Source organism: Nonomuraea glycinis, assembly GCF_014646515.1.
Taxonomy (GTDB): domain Bacteria; phylum Actinomycetota; class Actinomycetes; order Streptosporangiales; family Streptosporangiaceae; genus Nonomuraea; species Nonomuraea glycinis.
The window spans coordinates 391,641-414,888 of sequence record NZ_BMNK01000006.1 but is presented as its reverse complement, the minus strand read 5'-3'; the positions used below and the strand labels follow the sequence as shown (position 1 = coordinate 414,888).

The following is a 23,248-nucleotide window of genomic DNA, read 5'->3' as shown; positions in this document are numbered from 1 at the left end:
GCGCGTGGTCGGTCCTATTCCGGGGGGATTCGGTGATGTGTCTCACTGTACGGATCGCGCAGCGGGCGGGCTCGCTCGGCGAACTGGGCCTTGATCTCCGTCATCCGGGGGCCGGGGGCGTAGAAGCGGCCCTTGGTCTCGCCGTACGGCTGAACCCAGCCCTTGGCGGCGAGGTCGCGCAGATCCCGGGCGGCCTGTCCCTGGCTGAGCCCCTCGTCGGCCTGGTATCTGCTGCGGCGAAGCCTCCGGTTGACGAAGACCTCGTAGAGCGCGGAGACGCACCGGGTGTTGAGCCCGTCGGCATCGACCTGCTCTTCCAGAATGATCCAGATCTCTCCCGCCTGGGCCAGACGCTGGCGCACACGCTGGGCTTGGAGGTGATGGGCGCGCAGGCAGAATCGCACCCAGGAATGGGTGTTCACGTGCGGCTTCCAGGAGCCCCGCTGGACGTCGCGGAGTGCGCGGTAGTAGTCGACAGTGTTCTCGCCCGTGCCGAGCCATTCCTCGATCGAGGAGAACTCGGGCATCAGGATCTGGTCACGGCCGAGAACCAGTGTCTGCAGCGCACGTGACATCCGGCCATTGCCGTCACGCCATGGGTGAATCGACACCAAGTTGAAGTGAGCCATGGCGCCGCGCACATAACTCGGCACGTCGAGGTCACCGGAGTTCAGCCAGGTGACCAGCTCGCCCAGCAGCCCGGGAACCTCCTCGAAGTCCGGGCCCTCGTACACCACTTCGCCGGTGGCGGAGTTGCGTACATAGATGCCACCGGGACGCAGCACGCCGGGAGTCTTGTCGCGGTGGTGGCCGATCATCATGAAGTTGAGCGCATTGAGGACCCCGGCGTCGTAGCGGAACGCGGGGGCCCGCGAGAGGAGTTGGATATAGGTGAGCGCCTGCTGGTAGCCGGCGATCTCGCGCGTCACCGACGCGGACGTCTCCAGGGGCTCCTCCCCCGCCATGATGGACTCGATGTCCTCGACGCTGGCCCGGTAGCCCTCGATGGAGTTGGACCCCTGGATGGCGCGCGCCTGCAACTGCCTGCGAAGCTGCCCGTCCCAGCGATGAGTCTCAGCCAGGCGGTATTTCAGATCGCGCCGCATGTCCTCGATCTCGGCGAGCACGGCCTTGTCCACGGCCTCGAGCGCAGGCGTTCCATAGAGCATGCGCCCAGTCAAGCATCAACGAATCATTCAGTCAAACGACAAGATGATTCGTACATATGCGTACAAGACCCTGATTGTGCTGGTGAGCACAGCGACACCCCGCCGCAGCGACGCTGCGACGGGGTGCGCGTCCGTGGTCAGGCGGCGACGGTGGTGGCCACCTGGGCCGGGGCGAGGGCGATGTCCAGGACCTCGCGGACGTCGCTGACCGGGTGGATGGTCAGCTCGTCGCGGACCTCCTGGGGCACGTCGTCCAGGTCCGGCTCGTTGCGGGCCGGGATGAGCACCGTGGTGATGCCCGCCCGGTGCGCCGCGAGCAGCTTCTGCTTGACGCCGCCGATCGGCAGGACCCGCCCGGTGAGGGAGATCTCACCGGTCATCGCCACGTCACCGCGGACCAGCCGCCCGGACAGGAGCGAGGCCAGCGCGGTCGTCAGCGTCACACCGGCCGAGGGGCCGTCCTTGGGCACGGCGCCCGCGGGGAAGTGGACGTGGACCGAGCGGTCCTTCAGCGCGGTGACCGGCAGCTCCAGCTCCGCGCCGTGCGAGCGCAGGTAGGACAGCGCGATCTTGGCCGACTCCTTCATCACCTCGCCGAGCTGGCCGGTCAGCGTGAGCCCGGTCTCGCCGGTCTCCGGGTCGGCCAGCGACGCCTCCACGTAGAGGACGTCACCACCCGCGCCGGTGACCGCCAGGCCCGTCGCCACGCCGGGCACCGAGGTGCGCTGGGTGGCCTCGGGCAGCGACGACTCCGGCACGAACCGGGGCCGGCCGAGGTAGCCGACCAGCTCGTCCGCGCCCACCGTGACGGGCAGCTCGCCGTTCGCCGTCACCTTGCGCAGGATGCGGGCGATCGAGCGCTCCAGCGACCGGACCCCGGCCTCGCGGGTGTACTCGGCCGCCAGCCTGCGCAGGGCGTCCTCCTTGACCGCGACCTCCTCGGCCGTCAGCCCGGCCAGGTCGAGCTGCCGGGGCAGCAGGTGGTCACGGGCGATGGCGACCTTCTCGTCCTCGGTGTAGCCGTCGAGGGTGACGATCTCCATCCGGTCCAGCAGCGGGCCGGGGATCGCCTCCAGGACGTTGGCCGTGGCCAGGAAGAGCACGTCGCTCAGGTCGAGCTCGACCTCGAGGTAGTGGTCGCGGAAGGTGTGGTTCTGGGCCGGGTCGAGCACTTCGAGCAGCGCCGCGGTCGGGTCGCCGCGGTAGTCGGCGCCGACCTTGTCCACCTCGTCGAGCAGCACGACCGGGTTCATCGAGCCGGCCTCGCGGATGGCGCGGACGATACGGCCGGGCAGCGCGCCGACGTAGGTGCGCCGGTGGCCGCGGATCTCCGCCTCGTCGCGGACGCCGCCGAGCGCCACCCTGACGAACTTACGGCCCATCGACCGGGCGACGGACTCGCCGAGCGAGGTCTTGCCGACCCCGGGAGGGCCCGCCAGCGCGAGCACGGCGCCGCTACGGCGGCCGCCCACCACGCCGAGCCCTTTGTCCTGGCGGCGCTTGCGCACGGCCAGGTGCTCGATGATGCGGTCCTTCACGTCGGACAGGCCCGTGTGGTCGGCGTCCAGCACCTCGCGGGCGCCGGTGATGTCGTAGGTGTCCTCGGTCCGCTCGTTCCAGGGGATGTCGAGGACGGTGTCCAGCCAGGTGCGGATCCAGCCGGTCTCCGGGGACTGGTCGGAGGTCCGCTCCAGCTTGTCGACCTCCTTGAGCGCGGCCTCGCGCACCTTGCCGGGCAGGTCCGCGGCCTCGACGCGGGCGCGGTAGTCCTCCTCCTCGGTCCCGGCCGTGTCGCCGTTGAGCTCCTTGAGCTCCTTGCGGACCGCGGCGAGCTGCTGACGCAACAGGAACTCGCGCTGCTGCTTGTCCATGCCCTCCTGGACGTCCTTACGGATCGTCTCGGCCACGTCCAGCTCGGCGAGGTGCTCACGCGACCACTCGATCAGCCTGGCCAGCCGGTCGGCGGGGTCGGCGGCCTCCAGCAGCTCGACCTTCTGGGCGGTCGTCAGCCACGGCGTGTAGCCGGAGCTGTCGGCCAGGACCGACGGGTCGTCGATCTGGTTGACCTGGTCGACGACCTGCCAGGCGCCGCGCTTCTGCAAAATCGTGGTGGCCAGGGCCTTGTACTCCTTGGCCAGCTCCTGGGCGCGCTCGCCGGCGGCGATGACGTCGACCGTGCTGACCTCCACCCACAGCGCCGCGCCGGGGCCGGTCGTGCCGGTGCCCACGCGCACCCGGGTGACACCGCGCACGACGGCGGCGGGCTCGCCTCCGGGGAGCCTGCCGACCTGCTCGACCACCGCCTGCACGCCGACGGCGCCGTAACGGCCGTCGATCCGGGGAACGAGAAGGACCTGCGGCTTGTTGAGACCGGATGCCTGGGCCGCGTCGATGGCGGCTCGCACCTCGGAGTCGGACAGGTCCAAGGGAACCACCATGCCCGGCAGGACGACAGCGTCATCCAGCGGCAGGACCGGAAGGATCAAGCTCTCACTCATGCGAACTCCAAAGGGTTGAGTTACATGGACTCAATTCATCAGAGCGCACGAATGTTCCCTTCATTGCCGGTGTTCGCTCACAGCGATCGTAATTATGTAAGCGGCATCTAGGAGAGACCTTGGCCTGGGGCTCCGCCGCGAGGGTGATTCTCAGGCGTCCGCGCGGGTGACTGCCGCCGATCGCGGCCGTACAGTCGGCTGATGGACGTGGTCAAGCTGTTCCATGAGGTGGCGGACAGGGTGCCGGCCTACCGGGCGTTCCTCGCCGAGCACCACATCGACCCCCAACAGGTCACGACATTTCAGGACTTCGTGGGGTTGCCGATGACGACCAAGGACGGCTACACCCGCCGCCATCCCCTGCCCGACCTGTGTCGCGACGGAGTGATCGGCGACATCGTCGCGGTGTCGTCCGGCTCCACCGGGGAGCCGTCGTTCTGGCCGCGCTCCGCCTCCGACGAGCGCGTCATCGCCGCCCGCTTCGAGGAGATCTTCCGAGACTCCTTCCACGCCCGCGAACGACGCACCCTCGCCGTCGTCTGCTTCGCTCTCGGCTCCTGGGTCGGCGGGCTGTTCACCCTCAACTGCTGCCGCCACCTGGCCGAGCTCGGCTACCCGATCACCGTGGTGGCGCCGGGCAGCGACAAGCGGGAGATCCTGCGCGTCATCCCCGAGCTCGCCCCGCACTTCGACCAGGTGGTCCTGCTCGGCTACCCACCGTTCCTCAAGAACATCGTCGACTCAGGGCTCCCCTGGTCCGGCTGGAACCTCAAGCTGGTGACCGCCGGCGAGGTGTTCAGCGAGGAGTGGCGCACGCTGGTGGCCGCCAGGGCGGGCATCGACGACCCGCTGCGCGGCATCGCCTCCCTGTACGGCACCGCCGACGCGGGCGTGCTGGGCAACGAGACTCCGCTGTCGGTGCAGATCCGCCGCTTCCTGGCTGAGCGCCCGGCCACGGCCAGGGAGCTGTTCGGCGAGCCCCGGCTGCCGACCCTCGTGCAGTACGACCCCGAGGTGCGCTTCTTCGAGGAACACCAGAGCACCCTGCTCTTCTCCGGCGACAACGGCATCCCACTGATCCGCTACCACATCGCCGACGAGGGCGGGGTGATCCCGTACGAGCGGATGCTGGAGTTCGTACGGGATCATGGACTCGAGCCCACGGCCCCCGGGCTCGAACGTCCCTTCGTGTACGTCTTCGGGCGCAGCCACTTCACCGTGTCCTACTACGGGGCGAACGTCTATCCGGAGAACATCGCGGTCGGGCTGGAGCAGCCGGAGGTCAGCGCGCTGGTGACGGGCAAGTTCGTGCTGGAGGTGGTGGAGGACGCGGGGCGCGACCGGCGGCTGACGGTCACCGTGGAGCTCGCGCAGGGCGAGAAGCCGTCGCAGGAGACGGCCGACATCGTGGGCCGCTCCGTCCTGGAGCAGTTGCTCCGGCTCAACAGCGAGTTCGGGCACTATGTGCCGCAGGCGCAGCAGCCGCCGGTCGTCCGGCTGCGCGAGACGGGCGACGCCGAGTATTTCCCCCCGGGCGCCAAACACCGCTACACCCGCTGACGAGTGGCGCGATGGCGACGCCCGTGGATCGGTCGAGCCTGGTTCATCCGCTCGCATCACCGGACAACCGCCGCTCAAGCTCTGCCAGGTCTGCGACGAACCAGATCTGACGGCCACGGTTCGCCTCACGGACCCAGTCCCGGAAAGACGAGCTCGCAGCGACATGTACGGAAATGTCGCCCACGATGGCGAGGCCGTGCCGGTAGTTGGCGAACTTCGCCACGAACTCCCCCGCGACGCGCGTGCTCAGCTCCCAGAAATCCTGGTGCAGCCGCTCGGCGGGGACGGCGACCCACTGGACGCGCCGGTAGATGGCCTCGCCGATCAGGTCGAGCGCATCCTGCTCACTGCGCAGCACCTGACCTTGGGGTTCACAGACGAAAACCTCGGACATGGGGTACTCCTTCTCCTTCTTGCTCAACCGTCCGGGACGGAGCGGCGTCTGTCGGGGCACTTCAGGCATGGGCATTCTCGGTGAGGAAACCGGTGATCTCGTCCGTCTGGTTCGGGAGGTAGTGGCCCCAGTCGGGGAGGAAGCGGATGGCGGCGTGCGGCGCGGTCTCCGTGATGCGGCGGCGGGTGCCGCTGGAGTCGAGAAAAGCGTCGCGCCCACCGACGATCACCAGCAAGGGCATGGTCAGGCGCCGCAGGGACTCGTCGTCGAAGAGCGGCATCCGGCCCATGCGGTGACGGAAGGTGCCGTTGATCAGGAGCATGAAGTCACCGAAGTCAGCGGCCTGGGAAGTGGCTGGGACGGCCATGGCTCCAGGGGCAGCGGCGGGGGCCGGGGCCGTGACGGAGGTGGACGCGGGGCCCAGGAGGAGGCGCATGGACCTGGCGCGGCCCCAGCGGCCGAGTGGCTTCAGCAGCAGGGCCACCATCAGCTTGCCCCATAGCTGGGGTCCGATCCCGCCGGGGCACTGCAGCGCCAGCCGTTCGACCTTGCCGGGGTGGCGGGTGGCGTAGTCGAGGGCGATCCAGCCGCCGAGCGACACGGCGACCATCGAGGTCCGCCGGATGTCCAGGGCGTCCAGCACCTCCTCCAGCCAGCGGGCGTAAGCGCCGGAGGCCAGGTCGGGACGGGACGGCGCGCTCAGGCCCGGCTCGCCGACGAGGTCGATGGCGTACACCCGGAAGTGGCGCGCGAAGCCGGCGACGTCGGTGAGCCACATGGCGCTGTTGGTGGCGGAGCCGTGCAGAAGCACCAGCGGCGGCGCGGCGGACGGCCCGCAGGCGATCACGAAGGTCTCGCCCTGGGCGGTGGGCACGCGCAGGTGCTCGGCGGGCACCGGCCAGCGGGCCAGGAGCTCGCGATAGCGCTGCTCGACGGCCCGCTTGCCGTCCTCAGATCTGTAGATTTCCGCCATCTCATCGCTCTCTCGGTCGGCTCCCTCGCCGTCGGGCGAGGAGGGTGGGGCATGGTCACTCCTTGACCAGGGCGTCGATGAGGCGGAACACCTGGGCGGAGATCTCCAGGTCGCCCAGGATGATGATCTTCAGGTTGGCGTACTCCTCGTCGTAGACGAGCTCGACACGGACACCGGTCGGGCGGCTTGCAAGGGAGCCCAGGAGCATCGTGCTCAGGCGGTCCATCTCAGTGCGGTCGATGCCGTCGATCCGCACGATGCTGGACGCTTCGACGTGCCGGGCCGGCGCCTGGGGTGAGACGGGCTGCCCGGTGAACGCCTCCAGGTCCTGGCGGGCGATCCGATACTGCTTGCCGATCTTGACGGCCTTGAGCCTGCCGTCGCGCACGTAGTTGCGGACGGTCTTGACGTGAAGGCCGAGGAGGTTCGCCGCCTGCTCGACGGTGTATTGCTGCATAACATTCCTTAATATACCGCAATAAACGGATGATAGGGACTGATAGGGAAGGTCGCTTAGCTTGTAGCGAAGGGCTCGCGCCTGCGGCCGGCCGCGGACGTACGTTGCGGGGATGAAGCTCGTCGAGATGACACCCAACCTGCATCTACTCCACTTCGCCGTCGGGCACGCCTACCTGTGGCACGAGCGCGACGCCCTGACGCTCATCGACACGAGCACGCCCGGCTCGGGCGGCGACATCGAAGGCGCCATCCGGTCGCTCGGCTTCTCCCTCGGTGATCTGAGGCGGATCATCGTGACGCACGGGCACGAGGATCATCATGGCGCGCTGGCGGAGATCGCCGCCGACGCCACGGTGATGGTCCATCGGGCCGACGCGGCGGTCGTCCGCGGGCAGGCCGCGCAGCAGTTGCCCGAGCGCGCGCACATGCCGGACTGGGAGCGGGAGATCTTCGACGGCCTCCCCCCGATCCCGCCGGTGCCGCCCTCCCGGGTCGACCAGGAGCTGACCGAAGGCGACGTCCTCGACTTCGGCGGCGGGGCCGAGGTGATCTCCATCCCCGGCCACACCGACGGCAGCATCGCCATCCATGTGCCGGCCCATCGCCTGCTGTTCGCCGGCGACACCATCGCGCACGTGGACGGCCGGATCATGCTGGGCGTCTTCAACGCCGACCGCCCGAAGGCGATCGCGTCCTTCCGGCGGCTGGCGGAGCTCGACCTCGCCCTGGTCTGCGTCGGCCACGGCGACGCGATCACCGGCAACGCCTCGGCCGGACTCCGCCAAGTGGCCGCCACACTCTGACCCGGCAGCCCGCACACCCCTGAGCGGCCCAGAATCCCGGACACCACTCACCGCGCCCCCGGCCACAGAGGGCGGACCGTGCCCTGGGCACAGGACTTGTCAGGCTTGTCCTGACGTTCTAGTGTCGTCAGGCATAGCCTGACACGCGACCCTGGAGGACCGATGCCCGCCCCTTCGATGACCGAACAGCAGATCCACTGCTCCTTCTGCGGCAAGTCCAAGGATCACGTAGCCAAGGTGATCGCCGGCGCCGGCGTCCACATCTGCAACGAGTGCGTGGGCCTGTGCACCGAGATCCTGGGGACGCCGGCCGAGAGCAGCACGGACGCCGAGATCCCCTGGCCCGACAAGATGACCGGCGAGGAGATTCTCGAGTTCCTGCCGCGCGTCGCCGCCGTGAGCGCGCAGGTCGAGGACAACCTTCGGGTCTGGGTGACCAGGGCCCGTGACCGGGGGGTCACCTGGGCCCGGATCGGCGCCGCGCTGGGCATGACCCGCCAGTCCGCCTGGGAGCGGTTCTCCGGGGAAGATTGACCGCGGGAATGCGGCTCCGCGGCGAGGATGCCGCCACGGATTCCCCAAAGGAGGAGAGAATGGCCGTCGCACACAGGGGAAAGGCATACGTTGATGACATGGTGTCGTCATCCGCTTGACGGGGCACAAATGGGTTTGTGACACTGTGTCATGAAATATCCGTACGAACCCTAGGGTGTGGCCGTGACCTCGTTCTCCGAGACCTTGAAGAGCGCCACCTGGGGCGAGCACGAGTCCGCCGAAGGCGAGAGCTACCTGTCGGAGCTGATGGGCGGGCGGCTGAACGAGCGGGAGTACGGCGAGATGGTCGCCCAGCACTATTTCGCCTACGTCGCCCTCGACGGCGTGTCCCGGCGGCTGAGCGAGCACCCGGTGGCGGGACGGTTCGTCTTCCCCGAGCTCTACCGGGAAGAGGCGCTGGAGCGGGACCTGGCGAAGATCTACGGACCGGGCTGGCGGGACCGGATCGCCCCGTCCAAGGCCACGCGGACCCTGGTGGCCCGGATCGAGCAGGTGGCCGACTGGCCGGGCGGCTACATCGCCCACCACTACACCCGCTATCTCGGCGACCTGTCCGGCGGGCAGTTCATCCGGATGGAGCTGCAGAAGATCTACGGCTACCAGCCCGGCGGCGGTGTCGACTTCTACCTCTTCGACCAGGTCAGAAGCCTGCCCAGGTTCAAGGAGGAATACCGCTCCCGGCTGGACGCGCTGGAGCCGGACGAGCGGGAGCAGCAGCGGATCATCCGCGAGGTGAAGCTCGCCTACCAGCTCAACACCGAGGTGCTGGCCGAACTGCTCCACGTGGTGCGGGCCCCGGCCTGAGGCCACGGCCTACCATGAAGCCATGCCCAGGATCTCCGCAGCCACCATCGGTGAGCACCGCGCCCAGACGCGTGACCGCATCCTGCAAGCGGTCTCGCGGCTGTCGAGGGTGCAGGGCATCGACGCGATCTCGCTGACGGACGTGGCGCACGAGGCCGGGATCACCAGGACGGTCCTGTACAACTACTTTCCGGACAAGGCGGCGCTGCTGCTGGCGTTCACCGAGCGGGTGACGCACTACTTCGTCGACGGCTACGAGCAGGCCCTGCCCGAGGGCGCCTCGCCGGCCGATCGGCTGCGGGTCTTCGTGCGGCTGCAGCTCGACGGCCTGCTGGCGCATCCGCATCCCGGCGCGGCCGACCTGAGCGCGGCCCTGGGACCCGCCGCCTACCAGCGGCTCGCCGAGCATGTGGCGCCCATGCAGCGCATCCTGAGCGACATCCTCGACAGCGGCGCCGCGTCGGGTGAGTTCCAGGTGCTCGACGTGGCGGCCACCGCTCGCATGATCATGGCGTTGATCGGCGCCGAGCGGGTGCCGCTGATCAGCGGGTCGGTGACCGTCGACCGGGCCACCGAGCTGGTGTCGGCGTTCGTCCTGCGCGCCCTGGGCGCGGCACCCGCCTGACGGCACGGGCTTTCCGGTGGTGGCAGGATTGCGCCATGGGAAACGGTCACATAGAGCTCAAATCAGCACAAGGACGGTGGATCCTCGCCGCCACCGTGCTGGGTTCGGGCATGGCCATGCTCGACGGCACCGTGGTGAACGTCGCGCTGCCCTTTCTCGGCACCGAGCTGAAGGCGGGCATGGCCGGCCTGCAGTGGACCGTCAACGCCTACACGCTGACCCTCGCCGGGCTGATCCTGCTGGGCGGTTCGCTCGGCGACCGTTTCGGCCGGCGCAAGGTCTTCCTGATCGGCACGGTCTGGTTCGCGCTGGCCTCGGCGCTCTGCGGGGCGGCGCAGAACATCGAGCTCCTCATCGCCGCCCGCGCCCTGCAGGGCGTCGGGGGCGCGCTGCTGACACCGGGCTCGCTGGCCATCATTCAGGCCTCCTTCCACCGGGGTGACCGGCCGCGGGCGATCGGCGTCTGGTCCGGGCTGGGCGGCGTCGCGAGCGCGGTCGGGCCGCTGCTGGGCGGGACGATGGTGCAGACGATCGGCTGGCGGTGGGCGTTCCTCATCAATCTGCCGTTCGCGGCGCTGGTCATGCTGGTCACGGCCAAGCATGTGCCGGAGAGCAGGGACGAGCTGATGACCGGCCGCTTCGACGTGCTGGGCGCGCTGCTGGCCGCGCTGTCGCTGGCCGGGGTCACCTACGGGCTGATCGAGTTCGGCGCGCCGGCGCCGCTGATCGCGGGCGTCGTGCTGGGCGTGGCGTTCGTGGTGCTGCAGGTACGCAGGTCGCCGGACGCGCTGGTGCCGGTGGCGATGTTCCGGGACCGGGTGTTCACGGCCGTGAACGTGGTCACCTTGATCATGTACGGCGCGATGGGCGTGGCGTTCTTCCTGCTGGCCGTGCAGTTGCAGGTGGTGTCGGGATTCTCCCCGGTCGCGGCGGCCTCGGCGTTGCTGCCGGCCACGGTGCTGATGATGCTGCTGTCGGCGCGGGCCGGGGAGCTCGCCAAGCGCGTCGGGCCACGCTGGCCGATGACCGGCGGCATCCTGCTGGTGGGAGCGGGGTTGCTCTGGATGAGCACGATCGGTCCTGACGCGTCGTACCTGCTGCTGGTGCTGCCCTCGGCCACGGTGTTCGGGCTGGGGCTGTCAGCGGTGGTGGCGCCGCTGACCGCGACCGTGCTGGCCAGCGCCGAGGACCGTTACGCCGGAACGGCCAGCGGGGTGAACAACGCGGTGGCCCGCACCGGCGGGCTGCTCGCGGTCGCCGCCGTGCCGCCCGTGGTGGGGCTGGTCGGGGACGCCTTCCAGAACGCGCCCGTGTTCGACGCCGGGTTCAGGATGGCCATGCTGATCAGCGCGGCCATGATGGGGGTGGCGGCGCTGATCACGGTCGTCACGGTCACGACGAACGTCCTGGACCCTCAGAACGTGAACGCCTGACTGCGGACGCTGTTGTCGAAGTTGGACACCAGCAGCTCGGGCTCGCCGACCGAGCGGATGTCGGGCATCCTGGTCAGCAGCTCTCTGAACATGGCCCGCATCTCCTGCCTGGCCAGGTTGGCCCCCAGGCAGAAGTGCGGGCCGGGGCCGCCGAAGCCGACATGCGGCTTGGTCTCGCGGGTGATGTCGAAGGTGTCGGGGTCGGGGAAGACCGTCTCGTCGCGGTTGGCCGAGCCGTAAAAGAGCACGACCTTGTCGCCCTTCTTCAGCTCCAGGCCGCGCAACTCGTAGTCCTGGGTCAGGGTGCGGCGGAACTGCATGATCGGCGAGACGTGGCGGACCATCTCCTCGATCGCGTTGCCGATGTGCTTGTCGAAGTCGCTCATCAGCAGCTCGCGCTGTGCCGGGTTGTCGGTGAGGAGCTTGATGCCGTGCGCCATGGTGTTGCGGGCGGTCTCGTTGCCCGCGACCAGCAGCAGGGCGAAAAACGAGCCGAGCTCGCGGTCGCTGAGCTTCTCACCGTCGGGGTTGGCGGTCACCAGGAGCGAGACCAGGTCGCCCTTGGGGTCGGCGGCGCGCTCCTGGCCCAGCTTGATCACCATGCGCTGGAGGGCGAGCAGGGCCAGCATGTTCTGACCGGCGAGCTGGATGGTGCGGGGCAGGCTGGTGCGGACGCCGGTGTAGGCGGTGGACACGTCGACGTGCTGGTGGATCTTGGCCCGCCACGCCTGCGGGATGTCCATCATGTCGCAGATGACGTGGATCGGCAGCCGGGCCGCGACCTGGGTGACGAAGTCCTGCGGGCCGTCCCTGAGCACGTCGTCGACGATGCCGGTGCACGCGGTGTCGATGTCGGACTGCAGGCCGGCGAGCATCTTCGGGCTGAACGAGCGGGTCACGATCCTGCGCAGCCGGGCGTGCCGCGGGTCGTCCATGTTGACCATGGACTCGCCGAACACCTGCTTGACCCAGGAGGGCGGCTCCGGATTGGAGGCGGCCGGCTCGCTGGAGAACACCGTGGCGTTGCGGCTGACCTCGACCACGTCCGCGTGCCGGACCAGGGCGTAGAAACCGGAGCCCGAGCGGAGGAACGGCACCTTCTTCTCCGGGAAGAACACCGGACGCTCCAGCTGCCGGAGACTGGCGAACGCTTCGCCGCGTTCTTTCGGGGTCTTACGCCAGAAATCCAGATCCGCGAGATCGATGTGCACGTGCCTATCGTGGCACGTTCCTACAGCGTTTAAGCACCGTTCGGGCGCCCGGGACATGACTATCAGTATGAACGTGCCGCTTGTCGCTTTTCTGATCGTCCCCCTTCTCACCGGTATGACGCAGTCGCCCGCCGCCCAGTGCGGCGGGGGGCCTTCCGACTTCGACGGCGACGGCCGCCCCGACGTGGCGGTGGCCGCGCCGTACGACGACCGGCGGGCCGGTTCGGTGACCATCCTGTACGGCTCGGGCGAGCGGGTGAAGCTGACCCAGGACGACCCCGAGCCGGGTGACGCCTTCGGGGCGGCGCTGGCCGTGGGCGACTTCGACGGGGACCGGTGCGCCGACCTGGCGGTAGGGGTGCCGGAGGAGTTCGTCGGCGAACGGGTGCCGGGCGCCGACGGCAACGGCGTCGTCCAGCTCTACCACGGCTCGACCGGCGGGCTGCGGCCAGGCGAGCAGCTCGCCCTGGCCAAGCCGTCCAGCGACCGGTTCGGGGCGTCGCTGGCGGCCGGGGACCTCGACGGGGACGACCGGGACGAGCTCGTGGTGGGCGCTCCTGGGCTCCGCTCCGGCGGCGGGGTCACGCTCTACTGGATGAAGGGGCGTAAGCCGTACCAGATCACGCAGAAGACGCGGTGGGTGCGGCAGGCGGCGAAGGTGACGGACCAGTGGGGTGAGGCGGTCACGACCGGCGACTTCGACGGCGACGGGCGCGACGAGCTGGTGGTCGGCGCGCCGTCCGACAGCGTGACCATGGACGGGCAGGGGTCGGCGACCGTGCTGGACCCGCGGCGGAAGACGGCGCTGCGGCTCACCCAGAGCTCTGCGGGGATCGGCGGCTCCGCGGAGAAGTGGGACGCGTTCGGGGCGGCGCTCACGACCGGCGACTTCGACGCCGACGGCCGCGACGACCTGGCCGTCGGCGTCCCCGGCGAAGGGCTGACCGCCGGCCAGCGCGCCATGGACTACGGCGACGGCGCGCTGCACGTGCTGTACGGGACCGGGCGCGGACTGCGCGGGGCGCGGTCGGAGATGTGGACGCAGCGGCTGCTCAAGGGCACGCCACGGTACTACGACCGGTTCGGCGCGTCGCTGGCCGCCGGGGACTTCAACGGCGACGGCGACGACGAGCTGGCCGTCGGGGTGCCGGGCGAGAACGCCGTCCAGGTGCTGGCGGCCTCCCCCGCCGGTGGGCTGACACGGCACGGGGACCTGCTGATCAAGGGCAAGGGGTCCGCGGTGTCGGTGCTGCCCGCCGTCGGCGGCTACCAGGCCCTGTCCAAGCGGCCGCCGCTCTACGGGCTGGTGGTGGCGGCGCCCGACGAGGGCGTGGTGACGTACGTGCCCGGGTCGCGTGAGCCGGGGGCACGCGCGGGGCTGCGCCCGGGCAAGGCCCGCCGACTCGGCACCGGTGAAGGACTGTACGGCTACGCGCTCAGCTGAGCGCCGGCGGCGGCCGGGCCGGTGAGGGCGATCAGCTGAGCGCCGCCGGCGGCCGGGCCGGTGAGCTACGCGTTCGGCTGAGCGCCGGCGGCGGCCGGGCCGGTGAGGGCTGGGATGGTGACGCGGTGTGAGGTGCGGGCCCGGTCGCCGCGGCGGGAGATGCGGTCCAAGGTGCGGAAGTCCACCGACAGCTCGTCGCGGTCGAGCCGGGCCATGAGGTACCCGCGGCGCTGGTCGATGTAGGAGATGTGCGGGTTCTCCGCGATGGACTCGGCGACCCAGGTCTTGTCCCGGTAGCCGTCGCCGTCGCTGGCGATCGACGTGGCCACCAGCTCCTTGGCCACCACCGGCGAGTCCGGGTCGTCGAAGTCGGCCTTGAGGTCGGCGAGGTGGTGCATGTGCGCGTCACCGGTGAGGACGACCGGGTTGGCGGTGTGCGACAGCGACTCCATCAGGCGGGTGCGCTCGGCGGCGTAGCCGTCCCAGGAGTCCAGGTTCACCTCCCGGCCGGGGCCGCGCTTGTAGTCGCGGTGGGTCATGATGATCTGCTGGCCGAGCAGGTTCCAGCGGGTGCCTGAGCCGCGCAGCCCCTCCTCCAGCCAGCGCCACTGGCCGGCGCCGAGCAGGGTGCGGTCCGGGGACAGCCGCTCGTCGCACCCACCGCGTACCCCGTCCTCGCAGGCCTGGTCGTCGCGGAACTGGCGGGTGTCGAGCAGGTGGAAGCGCGCCAGGGCGCCCCAGGAGACGCGCCGGTTGAGGGTGAGCCCGGCCCCGCGCAGGGTGGCGCGGCGCAGCGGCATGTTCTCGTAGTAGGCGCGGAAGGCCGCGGCCCTGCGCTGCTCGAAGCCCGGGGCGCCGGTGCTGGAGACGGAGCCGGCCCAGTTGTTCTCCACCTCGTGGTCGTCGAAGGAGACCAGCCAGGGGGCCGCCGCGTGCGCCGCCTGCAGGTCGTGGTCGCTCTTGTACTGGGCGTGCCGGAGGCGGTAGTCGGCGAGCGTGACGCACTTGCCCGGCGTGTGCGTACGGACCCGTCCGGCCAGCGCGGTGTAGCCGCTGGGGCCGTACTCGTACATGTAGTCGCCGAGGAACACGACCAGGTCGGGCTCCTGCTCGGCGAGGCGGCGGTAGGCGGTGTAGTAGCCGTGCTCGTAGTGGGCGCAGGCGGCGACGGCGAACGCGAGCGGCGTCTGGGCGTGCTCGTCCGGCGTGGTCCTGGTGCGCCCGGCGGGCGACAGCCGGCCCTCGCTCCGGAAGCGGTAGAAGTACTCGCGCCCCGGCCGCAGGCCGGACACCTCGATGTGGACGCTGTGGGCGTCGCGTGCGCGGGCGGGGACCGTACCGGATTTGACGATGTTGGAAAAGCGTTCGTCGGTGGAGACCTGCCAGTCGACGTCGGCGTCGCGGGCGGGCATGCCGCCGCGGCCGGCGCCGCCGAGCGGGTCGGTGGCCAGGCGGGTCCAGAGCACGAACCCGTCGGTGCCGGGGTCCCCTGAGGCCACGCCGAGCGTGAACGGGTCGGCTCGCAGGGTGCGCGAGGAGGTGGAGACTGGGCGCGTTCCGGTCAGCGGGGCGGGCAGGAAGAGCCCGGTGCCCGCGGCCGTGAGGAAGGATCTGCGGTCCATGCTCCAGGTATGTCCGGCCGCTCCGACTCGGCCATGACAGTGGGGTCAAGGGCAGGTGAACAGCGTCGGTCGTCCTCGCCGAGCACCTGAGCGAGCCGTTCAGCGGCCTCGGAGCCGCCCCACCGAAGTGCCGGTCTCAGAGAAGCCTCCTTGCCGCGTGGACCGGTTTCAGCGTGATCTGGCGTGGAACCCCGCGCGTTCACGCCCGGGAGGAAACGACAGCGCGGGAGGGTCCTCAGGCCCGAGCGGTGCTCTGACAGTCGGTCTGCGTGGGTGGCTCAGCCTGGCCGTTTCTGGTTCTCGATGTACTCCTTGATGATCGACAGGGGTGCTCCGCCGCAGGACGCGGCGAAATAGGAGGAGGACCAGAAATGGCCGCCCCACAGATGGCGGCGGATGTGGACCGGGAACTCCTTGCGCAGCAGCCGGGCCGAGACGCCCTTGAGAGAGTTGACCAGAGTCGAGAGCGCGACCTTGGGCGGATAGTGCACCAGCAGGTGGACATGGTCGTGCTCGCCGTTGAACTCCACCAGCGTGGCGCCGAAGCTGTCACACACCTCGATCATGATGTCCTCACAGCGGCGCAGGGTCTCATCGGTGAACACTTCGCGCCGGTATCTGGTGGTAAAGACCAAATTGGCGTGCAGGCTGTGGACCACACTACGGCCCCGCCGGACCTCGGGGTTCGGCTCCCATCGCGGTGACATAGACCTAATGATAATATGTTCGATTGTGAAACTGGTGGTGCAGGTGAAGCTCCTGCCGACGCCGCAGCAGGCGGCGGCGCTGGAAGCCACCCTGCACGCCGCCAACCGGGCGGCGAACCTGGTCGCGGCACTCGCGTTCCAGCAACGCTGTTTCCGCACCTTCGACCTGCGCAAGCACACCTACGACCAGATCAAGGCCGACTTCGGCCTGGCCGCCCAGGCCGCCCAGCACGTCATCAAGAAAGTGTGCGACGCCTACCGCACCCTGCACGCCAACCTCGCCGCCGGGAACCTGGGCAAGCCCGGATCGCCACGCCGGATCAAAACCGAGACCAAACCGATCTCCTTCCGACCGCTGGCGGCCCAGCCCTATGACGACCGGTGCCTGTCCTGGCAGCATGATGCGCGGACGGTGTCGATCTGGACGACCACCGGGCGACTGAAAGGGCTGGCCTTCACCGGCTCAGCCGGACAACTGGCCCTGCTGGCCGCCCATCGACGCGGTGAGTCGGATCTGATCTGCCGGGACGGGATGTGGTTCCTGTATGCCACGGTCGAGGTGGCCGACCGGCCGCTGTCGGAACCGGACGGCTTCGTCGGGGTGGATCTGGGCATCGCCAACATCGCTACCACCTCTGATGGGGTCCGTCATTGCGGCAAGGGCCTCAACGCGGTCCGCCACCGTCATCGCCAGCTCCGCCGCCGCCTGCAGGCCAAGCGGACCAAGTCCGCCAAGCGGCTGCTGAAAAGACGCCGCCGTAAGGAGGTCCGTTTCGCGGCGAATGTCAACCACGTCATCGCCAAGAGCATCGTGACCGAGGCGACACGCACCGGGCGCGGGATCGCTCTGGAGGATCTCCAGGGCATCCGCGAACGGGTACGGCTTCGCAAGCCCCAGCGGGTCACGCTGCACTCCTGGAGTTTCTACCAGCTCGGAGTCTTCATCGCCTACAAGGCGGTCCGGGCAGGAGTGGCGGTGATCGCCGTGGATGCGGCCTACACCTCACAGCAGTGCTCGCACTGCGGGCATGTGGACAGGCGCAACCGGCCCGACCAGGCCACCTTCTCGTGTACGTCGTGCGGTTTCGCTGAGCACGCCGACGTCAACGCAGCCCGGAACATCGCCTCACGCGGTGAGACGGGCTGGGCAGTCAGTCACGCTGCCTGACGCGGACCGGACCGTCGAAGCCATCGACGGCGAGGAGCTGCAAGCTCGGTCGTTCACGGCCGAGAAGCTGACAGGCCCAGCGTCGTGCGCAGGGAGGCGGCGCCGGTGTAGTGGATGCCGGTCATGCCGGCTGCCTCGGCGGCCGTGACGTTCTCCGGGCGGTCGTCGACGAAGAGCACGCCGGCGGGGTCGGCGCCGAGCTCGCGCGCGACCTCTTCGTAGATCTTCCGGTCCGGCTTCGCCAGGCCCATCCTGCCGCTGTAGAAGCGGCGGGGGATGGCGGCGACCCAGGGCAGCTCGTCCAGGCCGTCGGCGACGCGGGCCGGCGCGTTCGACAGCAGGGCGACGTCGCGGCCGGCGGCCAGCAGCTCACCCAGGAGGGCGACCGCCTCCTCGTCGGGATGGGCCCAGCTCGCCACGTCCAGCGCGATCAGGCGGTCGAGCTCGGCTCCGGTCACCGGCCTGCCGGCCACCAGCGACCAGTAGTCCGCCGGGGTCAGGGAGCCGGCGTCGAACGCCAGGCGGTGCTGCCAGTAGCCCTGCCCGAACGCCGCCGGGTCGGCGCCGGCCGCGTGGGCCATCGCCTCGGCGTCGGCGGCGGGCTGGGCGAGGGACAGGACGTTGCCGTAGTCCAGGAGAATCCAGTTCACCCCAGGAATGGTCGCAGATGCGGGTGCAGGGCCGGGCAGCCGAGGTATTTCTCCGCGGTGTGAAAGTCGATCCAGTCCAGGTTGACCAGCTCCTCGACGTCGACGCCGGTGAAGCTGCTCGCCAGGGCGGGCGGGATGGCGGCGATGTCGTCCTTGTCGGCGATGTTCACCCAGCGGCGCACGCCCTTGGGGCGCTCGCCCCGGCCGTTGATGGGGGCGGGCAGCAGGCGTTCGAAGATGACGTTGCGCATGCCGAGGGGGCTGCCGAGGGTGAGCAGCAGGTCGACTTCGAGCTCCGGGTGGGCCCAGAGGGTCTCGTAGGCGACGACGCTGCCCAGCGAGTGCGCGATCACCACTTTAGGCTGATTTTTCCGGATAGCTTCGGCTACGGTCCGCCTGGCCAGCTCCCGCTTCTCCTGGTCGGCCAGGTAGATGGCCACCTCCGGCGCGAACAGCTCGGCGAACGCCGCCGACCTGCGGTCGAGCCTGGTCAGCAGCCAGCCGGTGAACGACCTGAGCGCCCCCGTGAAGTGCTCGCCGAACCCCAGGTTGGCGGCCCAGCCGGCCACCACCCGCTGGGTGGACGCCTCCACCGCCGCGACCCGCCGCGGATCGTCGCCGCCCTCGTCCTCGGCGAGCAGGTGGGAGAAGTACGCCACCTCGCTGAAGTAGCCGCGCGCCTGCCCGCCGAGGGAGGCGTGCAAGTAGCGGTCCCATTTGAGGCGCATCGCCTCCGCCGCCCCCGTGGCCGAGCGGCCGGCGTCGAGGTAATAGTTGTACTTGCCGATCCCGTGCACGCCGACGATGCCCGCCGTACTGCCCGCCACAGCGACTCCCTGCCTGGAAAGGTCTTCTGCCTCGTAGTTTCCGCGCGATATTGGCATACGCCGCCCGCGTGCGGCCGTCAAGCCGAACCCTCTCGCACAGGTCGCCATATACGGAAATGCTGTTGCTCGCCGCATATGTCGTACAGATACGGTGAGACTCGCTTACGAGGGATATTTCAGAATCAGGAGCACCTTGCCATGCCCGGCCCGCTGGTCGTCAACGCCTCGGTCGTCATCCCCGACGCCGAGCTCGTATGGCGTTTCTCCCGCTCTTCCGGCCCCGGCGGCCAGGGCGTCAACACCACCGACAGCCGGGTCGAGCTCACCTTCGACGTGGCGGCGAGCACCGCGCTGTCACCGGCGCTGAAGGCCCGGGCGGTGGAGCGGCTCGGCGCCGCCGTGATCACCATCGCCGCCTCCGAGTACCGCTCCCAGCTGCGCAACAGGGAGGCGGCCGAGCAGCGGCTGGCTCAGCGCATCCGCGAGGCCATCGCGCCGCCGCCCAAGCGCCGCCGCCCCACCAAGCCGAGCCGCGGCGCGGTCGAGCGCCGCATCGCCGGCAAGAAGCGCCGCTCCGACCTCAAACGCCTGCGCCGCGACCTCTGAGCCCCACCGTCACCACGACAGCACCGTCACCCCGACAGCACCGTCACCACGACAGCGCCGTCACCTCGACAGCACCGGCTCCCTGATCTGCGCCGGGCAGAGCTGCGAGATCACCTCGCGCACCTGGGCGCGCAACTCCCGGGCCCACAGCCGGCCGTCCTCGTCGAAGTGCGGGCAGACCGGCGAGATGACGAGCTCGGCCCCCATCACCACCGCCCCCGCCGCGACCAGCTCCTTGAAGAGCTCCGCCTGAGCCCACATGGCCCCGCAGGCCCGCGCGCTGGCGCACATGACGGCCACGTGCCGCCCCGCCAGCCCGCCGCCCGCCGACATCCACGACAGCGTGTGGTCCAGCTCGGGCGGCAGCAGGCTGTGCTCGGGAGCGGTGAGCACGATCGCGTCCGCCTCCTCGATCAGGGTGAGCAGCTCGCGCACCACCGCGGGCACCGGACCCGGCCCATAGGGCGGCACCTCACCCAGTCCCTGCCACGCCTCGAAGCCGACGCCGGGCGGCAGCTCGCCGCGCACCGCCTCCAGCAGTCTGTTGATGTACGAACCCGCGTGGAGACTGGCGGCGATCCCGACGACCCTCATCCGGCACCCACAGCGGAGGGAAGGGCGAATCCGGTTGTGCGCATCTTGATCCCTCTCGTCCCAGTGAACGACATACGCCCTGCATGGCGTCGATGGGGAGGAGCCACTGCCCACGACTCCCTGAAGGATGTGGGCCGGTAGTCGGAAACCTGCCCGATGCCGTGGATGTCCAAGACCATCCACTGGTCAAGAAGATGTACTGGCTTGTAGACCTATGCCCGAGCCGCCTGATTTACACCATTGGGCGGTGCGGCTCGGCGTCACGGGGACGCCGGAAGATCAGGACGAGCACGCGCAGCACGAGGATGGCGCAGATGACCAGCAGGTTGTAGCCGATGAGCTCGAACAGGCTCAGGTCGAGCGCGCCGCTCACCCGTGGGCCGCCGTCGGTGCCGAGCAGCAGGACCGCCATCAGCCCCGCGGTGGCGCCCAGCACGGTGAGCAGCACCTGGTGCAGCAGGCCGGTGACGAAGCGGCGGTCGCGGTCGTCGGCGAGCAGGCGCACGTTGAGCCCGAGGCGGCCGTGCTCGGCGGAGCTGGCGATGCGCTCGACCCGCCGGGGCAGGCGGCGCAGCATGGGGATCAGGGCGGCGAGCTCCTGGGTGGCGGCCTCCTTGAGGGTGCCGCCGTCGAGCTTCTCGGACAGGTGACGGCCGGCGAACGCGCGGGCCTCCCCGATGAGGTCGAAGCCGGGCGAGAGTCGTACAAGAGTGCCTTCGAGCGTCGCCAGCGCCCGGAAGACGGCGGCGACCTCCGGCGGGATCGACAGCCCGTACGCGGAGACGATCTTGAACAGGTCGGTGAACATCTGGACGCTGTTCATGCCGGGCCCGAGGTTCTTGGCCATGAACTGGCCGAGCGCCCGCTCCAGCGCGGCCTCGTCGATCTCCTCCGGCCGGGGCACCACCTCCAGCAGCGCGTCGGTCACGCCGAGCGGGTCCTGCCGGTTCATGGCCAGCAGGAAGCGCTGCAGAGCCGAGCGGATGGAGGCGTCGAGGCGGCCGACCGAGCCGAAGTCGAGCAGGCCGAGGCCGCCGTCGTCGAGCAGCATGAGGTTGCCGGGGTGCGGGTCGGCGTGGAAGACGCCTTCCACGAGGATCTGCCTGAGCAGGCAGTCCAGCAGGTCGCGGGCGAGCCGCGGCCCCTGCTCGGCGGATGCCCTGGTCACCGGCCCGCCCACCAGGCGCTGCATGACCAGCACGCGCTCGGTGCACATGGGGCCGATCGGGGCCGGGTAGGTGACGCCGCCCCCGTTGGTGGCGGCGACGGCCGCCATGTTGACCGCCTCGACGCGGAAGTCCAGCTCTTCCCTGATGGCGATCGCGAAGCCCTCGGCCAGGTCGCCCACGCCGAGCGAGCGGCCCCAGCGGGTCCTGGACTCCAGCGTGCCGGCCAGCCGCCGGACGATGTCGAGGTCTCGGTCCACGGTCGGGCCGATGCCCGGCCGCCGCACCTTGACCACCACGCTCTCACCGGTGTGCAGGCGGGCGGTGTAGGCCTGCGCGATCGAGGCGGCGGCCAGCGGCTCGGTGTCGAACGCGGCGAACACCTTGTCCACCGGCCCGCCGAACTCGGCGGCGAGCACCGGCTCGATCTGCTCCCAGGGCACCGGCGCCACCTGGTCCTGCAGGAGGCCGAGCTCGTCGATGAACTCGGCCGGCAGCAGGTCACGCCTGGTGGACAGCACCTGTCCGAGCTTGACGAAGGTGACGCCCGCCTCGTCCAGCGCCTCGCGCAGGGAGCGGGCCAGCCGGACCGTGCCCGGCCGGTCCGTCAGGCGCTCGCCCCTGCCGCGCAGGTAGGGGCCGAGGCCGTGCCGGACGGCGATCCTGGTGATCTGGGAGTAGCGCCTGGCCCGGGAGATCCGGCCGCGCAGCGATCGGAAGAACTCCAGCGGTCCCGGGATCGAGCCCGGCGGCACCAGCGCCTCGGCGAGCACCAGGATGACCATCGGGATGAGCACGACGCACATCGCGACGAGGAACAGCACCCACACCGGCCCGATGCCGGGGTCGCCCGCCACCCCGGTGCCGTTCAACGAGCCGAGGATCGGTGACAGCAGCGGCCCGGCCAGGACGAAGGCCAGCAGAGCTGCCAGGAATGTGCGGATCACCCCGAATCTGACGCCCAGCAGCCGCCGCGCCGCCGTGGCCAGCGCCACGATCATCAGTAACGTGACAAGCGCGACAATCAGTGCGACAGGTGCATCCATGGGGATGAATCATTTCATGGCGCGCGCCTTACGCTCCTCACGCCGGGCGACGAACCTGGCCGCCGTGGCGTCGGCCCTCTCCAGGTAGGCCGACAGCTCCTCGCGGGCCTGCTCCCCCTCGGCGTTGAGACCGGTCTGGTCGAACACCGCCCACTGGCGCAACACCGGCATGAGCACGTCGTCCAGGTGCAGGCGAAGGTCGTAGATGCCCTCGTGCGCGATGATCATGGCCTTGCGGGCGAAGCCCTGGATGTTGGAGCCGGGCATCTGGAAGGTGGTGACGACATCGGTCACCGCCCGCATGGTCTGGTTCGGGTCCAGCTCGAAGGCGGCCTTGAGCAGGTTGCGATAGAAGAGCATGTGCAGGTTCTCGTCGGCGGCGATGCGGGCGAGCAGGCGCTCGCAGCCCTCGTCGCCGGAGGCCCTGCCGGTGTTGCGATGCGCGATCCGGGTGGCCAGCTCCTGGAACGACACGTAGGCGAGCTGCTGCAGCATCGTGTCGTACTCGGTGATGAAGCCGCTCTGCATGTGCTCCATGCGGGCCCGCTCCAGCGCGACCGGGTCGACCGCGCGGGTGACGGTCAGATAGTCGCGCAGCGCGGTGCCGTGCCGGTCCTCCTCGGCCGTCCAGCGGTGCACCCAGGTGCCCCAGGCGCCGTCACGGCCGAAGGTGCTGGCGATCTCGTGGTGGTAGCTCGGCAGGTTGTCCTCGGTCAGCAGGTTGACGACGAGCGACACGCGCGCCGGCTCGGGCAGCTTGGAGTGGCTCTCCTGCCAGGCCTCGCCCCCGTAGATGCCGTCGAAGTCACGGCCTTCGCTCCACGGGATGTACTCGTGCGGGAACCACTCCTTGGCCACCTTCTCGTGGCGGTCGAGCTCCCCCGCCACCACGGGCTCCAGCTCGTGCAGGAGCTGCGTCTGGGTCATCGCCATG

At 69.9% G+C, this 23,248-nt stretch carries 22 protein-coding genes; 9 read left to right on the top strand and 13 right to left on the bottom strand.

Annotated elements, in window-relative coordinates; genetic code table 11:
• Nucleotides 1-14: 14 nt before the first annotated feature.
• Complete coding sequence (locus tag IEY87_RS20180) at nucleotides 15-1,169, bottom strand: Fic family protein (RefSeq protein WP_189140235.1); 1,155 nt, start codon at nucleotides 1,167-1,169, stop codon at nucleotides 15-17.
• A 137-nt stretch (nucleotides 1,170-1,306) separates the two neighbouring features.
• Nucleotides 1,307-3,667 carry an endopeptidase La gene (lon, locus tag IEY87_RS20175; RefSeq protein WP_189140234.1) on the bottom strand — a complete coding sequence of 787 codons (2,361 nt, stop codon included), beginning with the start codon at nucleotides 3,665-3,667 and terminating at the stop codon, nucleotides 1,307-1,309.
• Nucleotides 3,668-3,868: 201 nt separating this feature from the next.
• Here lon and IEY87_RS20170 point away from each other — a divergent pair, with 201 nt between their 5' ends.
• Nucleotides 3,869-5,227, top strand: coding sequence for a phenylacetate--CoA ligase family protein (locus IEY87_RS20170; protein WP_189140233.1), 1,359 nt, complete (start codon nucleotides 3,869-3,871; stop codon nucleotides 5,225-5,227).
• Nucleotides 5,228-5,270: 43 nt separating this feature from the next.
• Here IEY87_RS20170 and IEY87_RS20165 read toward each other — a convergent pair whose 3' ends face one another.
• The 3 genes from IEY87_RS20165 to IEY87_RS20155 form a co-directional block, all read right to left on the bottom strand.
• A complete protein-coding gene (locus IEY87_RS20165) occupies nucleotides 5,271-5,621 on the bottom strand; it encodes a DUF4180 domain-containing protein (protein WP_189140232.1) in 351 nt (116 codons plus the stop codon).
• A gap of 61 nt (nucleotides 5,622-5,682) precedes the next feature.
• The gene (locus tag IEY87_RS20160) at nucleotides 5,683-6,594 is read right to left on the bottom strand and encodes an alpha/beta fold hydrolase (protein WP_189140231.1); all 912 of its coding nucleotides are present in this window, start codon (nucleotides 6,592-6,594) and stop codon (nucleotides 5,683-5,685) included.
• Between the two features lie 55 nt (nucleotides 6,595-6,649).
• Nucleotides 6,650-7,051, bottom strand: a complete 402-nt coding sequence (locus IEY87_RS20155; protein ID WP_189140230.1) for a helix-turn-helix domain-containing protein — start codon at nucleotides 7,049-7,051, stop codon at nucleotides 6,650-6,652.
• A 112-nt stretch (nucleotides 7,052-7,163) separates the two neighbouring features.
• Between IEY87_RS20155 and IEY87_RS20150 the strand changes: the two genes are divergently transcribed.
• The 5 genes from IEY87_RS20150 to IEY87_RS20130 all read left to right on the top strand — a co-directional run bounded on the left by IEY87_RS20150 (nucleotide 7,164) and on the right by IEY87_RS20130 (nucleotide 11,273).
• A complete protein-coding gene (locus IEY87_RS20150) occupies nucleotides 7,164-7,856 on the top strand; it encodes an MBL fold metallo-hydrolase (protein WP_189140229.1) in 693 nt (230 codons plus the stop codon).
• Nucleotides 7,857-8,018: 162 nt separating this feature from the next.
• A complete protein-coding gene (locus IEY87_RS47200) occupies nucleotides 8,019-8,390 on the top strand; it encodes a ClpX C4-type zinc finger protein (protein WP_372462266.1) in 372 nt (123 codons plus the stop codon).
• Between the two features lie 183 nt (nucleotides 8,391-8,573).
• Nucleotides 8,574-9,215: a biliverdin-producing heme oxygenase gene (locus IEY87_RS20140; protein ID WP_372462265.1), complete on the top strand. Its 642-nt coding sequence runs from the start codon at nucleotides 8,574-8,576 to the stop codon at nucleotides 9,213-9,215.
• Nucleotides 9,216-9,237: 22 nt separating this feature from the next.
• A complete protein-coding gene (locus tag IEY87_RS20135) occupies nucleotides 9,238-9,840 on the top strand; it encodes a TetR/AcrR family transcriptional regulator (protein WP_189140227.1) in 603 nt (200 codons plus the stop codon).
• A gap of 35 nt (nucleotides 9,841-9,875) precedes the next feature.
• Nucleotides 9,876-11,273, top strand: coding sequence for an MFS transporter (locus tag IEY87_RS20130; RefSeq protein WP_189140226.1), 1,398 nt, complete (start codon nucleotides 9,876-9,878; stop codon nucleotides 11,271-11,273).
• On the opposite strand, the gene IEY87_RS20125 is transcribed toward IEY87_RS20130, so the two are convergent.
• Entirely contained in the window at nucleotides 11,255-12,484 is a 1,230-nt protein-coding gene (locus IEY87_RS20125) for a cytochrome P450 (protein ID WP_225277511.1), read from the bottom strand. The genes IEY87_RS20130 and IEY87_RS20125 overlap by 19 nt on opposite strands.
• A gap of 115 nt (nucleotides 12,485-12,599) precedes the next feature.
• Here IEY87_RS20125 and IEY87_RS20120 point away from each other — a divergent pair, with 115 nt between their 5' ends.
• The gene (locus IEY87_RS20120; RefSeq protein ID WP_225277510.1) at nucleotides 12,600-13,928 is read left to right on the top strand and encodes an FG-GAP and VCBS repeat-containing protein; all 1,329 of its coding nucleotides are present in this window, start codon (nucleotides 12,600-12,602) and stop codon (nucleotides 13,926-13,928) included.
• Nucleotides 13,929-13,993: 65 nt separating this feature from the next.
• On the opposite strand, the gene IEY87_RS20115 is transcribed toward IEY87_RS20120, so the two are convergent.
• Both IEY87_RS20115 and tnpA read right to left on the bottom strand, forming a co-directional pair.
• Entirely contained in the window at nucleotides 13,994-15,550 is a 1,557-nt protein-coding gene (locus tag IEY87_RS20115; RefSeq protein ID WP_189140223.1) for an alkaline phosphatase D family protein, read from the bottom strand.
• A 278-nt stretch (nucleotides 15,551-15,828) separates the two neighbouring features.
• The gene (tnpA, locus tag IEY87_RS20110; RefSeq protein ID WP_189140222.1) at nucleotides 15,829-16,257 is read right to left on the bottom strand and encodes an IS200/IS605 family transposase; all 429 of its coding nucleotides are present in this window, start codon (nucleotides 16,255-16,257) and stop codon (nucleotides 15,829-15,831) included.
• Nucleotides 16,258-16,282: 25 nt separating this feature from the next.
• Here tnpA and IEY87_RS20105 point away from each other — a divergent pair, with 25 nt between their 5' ends.
• Complete coding sequence (locus IEY87_RS20105; protein WP_225277509.1) at nucleotides 16,283-17,425, top strand: RNA-guided endonuclease InsQ/TnpB family protein; 1,143 nt, start codon at nucleotides 16,283-16,285, stop codon at nucleotides 17,423-17,425.
• A gap of 53 nt (nucleotides 17,426-17,478) precedes the next feature.
• Here the strand turns inward: IEY87_RS20105 and IEY87_RS20100 are convergent, their stop codons facing one another.
• Entirely contained in the window at nucleotides 17,479-18,075 is a 597-nt protein-coding gene (locus tag IEY87_RS20100; RefSeq protein ID WP_189140220.1) for an HAD family hydrolase, read from the bottom strand.
• Nucleotides 18,072-18,902 carry a hypothetical protein gene (locus IEY87_RS20095; protein WP_189140219.1) on the bottom strand — a complete coding sequence of 277 codons (831 nt, stop codon included), beginning with the start codon at nucleotides 18,900-18,902 and terminating at the stop codon, nucleotides 18,072-18,074. The genes IEY87_RS20100 and IEY87_RS20095 overlap by 4 nt, the downstream gene beginning before the upstream one ends.
• A 198-nt stretch (nucleotides 18,903-19,100) precedes the next feature.
• Between IEY87_RS20095 and arfB the strand changes: the two genes are divergently transcribed.
• Complete coding sequence (gene arfB, locus IEY87_RS20090; protein ID WP_189140218.1) at nucleotides 19,101-19,508, top strand: alternative ribosome rescue aminoacyl-tRNA hydrolase ArfB; 408 nt, start codon at nucleotides 19,101-19,103, stop codon at nucleotides 19,506-19,508.
• Nucleotides 19,509-19,568: 60 nt separating this feature from the next.
• Here the strand turns inward: arfB and IEY87_RS20085 are convergent, their stop codons facing one another.
• The 3 genes from IEY87_RS20085 to IEY87_RS20075 all read right to left on the bottom strand — a co-directional run bounded on the left by IEY87_RS20085 (nucleotide 19,569) and on the right by IEY87_RS20075 (nucleotide 23,247).
• Nucleotides 19,569-20,102, bottom strand: coding sequence for an NADPH-dependent FMN reductase (locus IEY87_RS20085; protein WP_189140217.1), 534 nt, complete (start codon nucleotides 20,100-20,102; stop codon nucleotides 19,569-19,571).
• A 232-nt stretch (nucleotides 20,103-20,334) separates the two neighbouring features.
• Nucleotides 20,335-22,314 (bottom strand): ABC1 kinase family protein, encoded by a 1,980-nt coding sequence (locus tag IEY87_RS20080; RefSeq protein ID WP_189140216.1) that lies wholly within the window; start codon nucleotides 22,312-22,314, stop codon nucleotides 20,335-20,337.
• A gap of 9 nt (nucleotides 22,315-22,323) precedes the next feature.
• Nucleotides 22,324-23,247 carry an acyl-ACP desaturase gene (locus IEY87_RS20075; RefSeq protein WP_189140215.1) on the bottom strand — a complete coding sequence of 308 codons (924 nt, stop codon included), beginning with the start codon at nucleotides 23,245-23,247 and terminating at the stop codon, nucleotides 22,324-22,326.
• Nucleotide 23,248 lies beyond the last annotated feature (1 nt).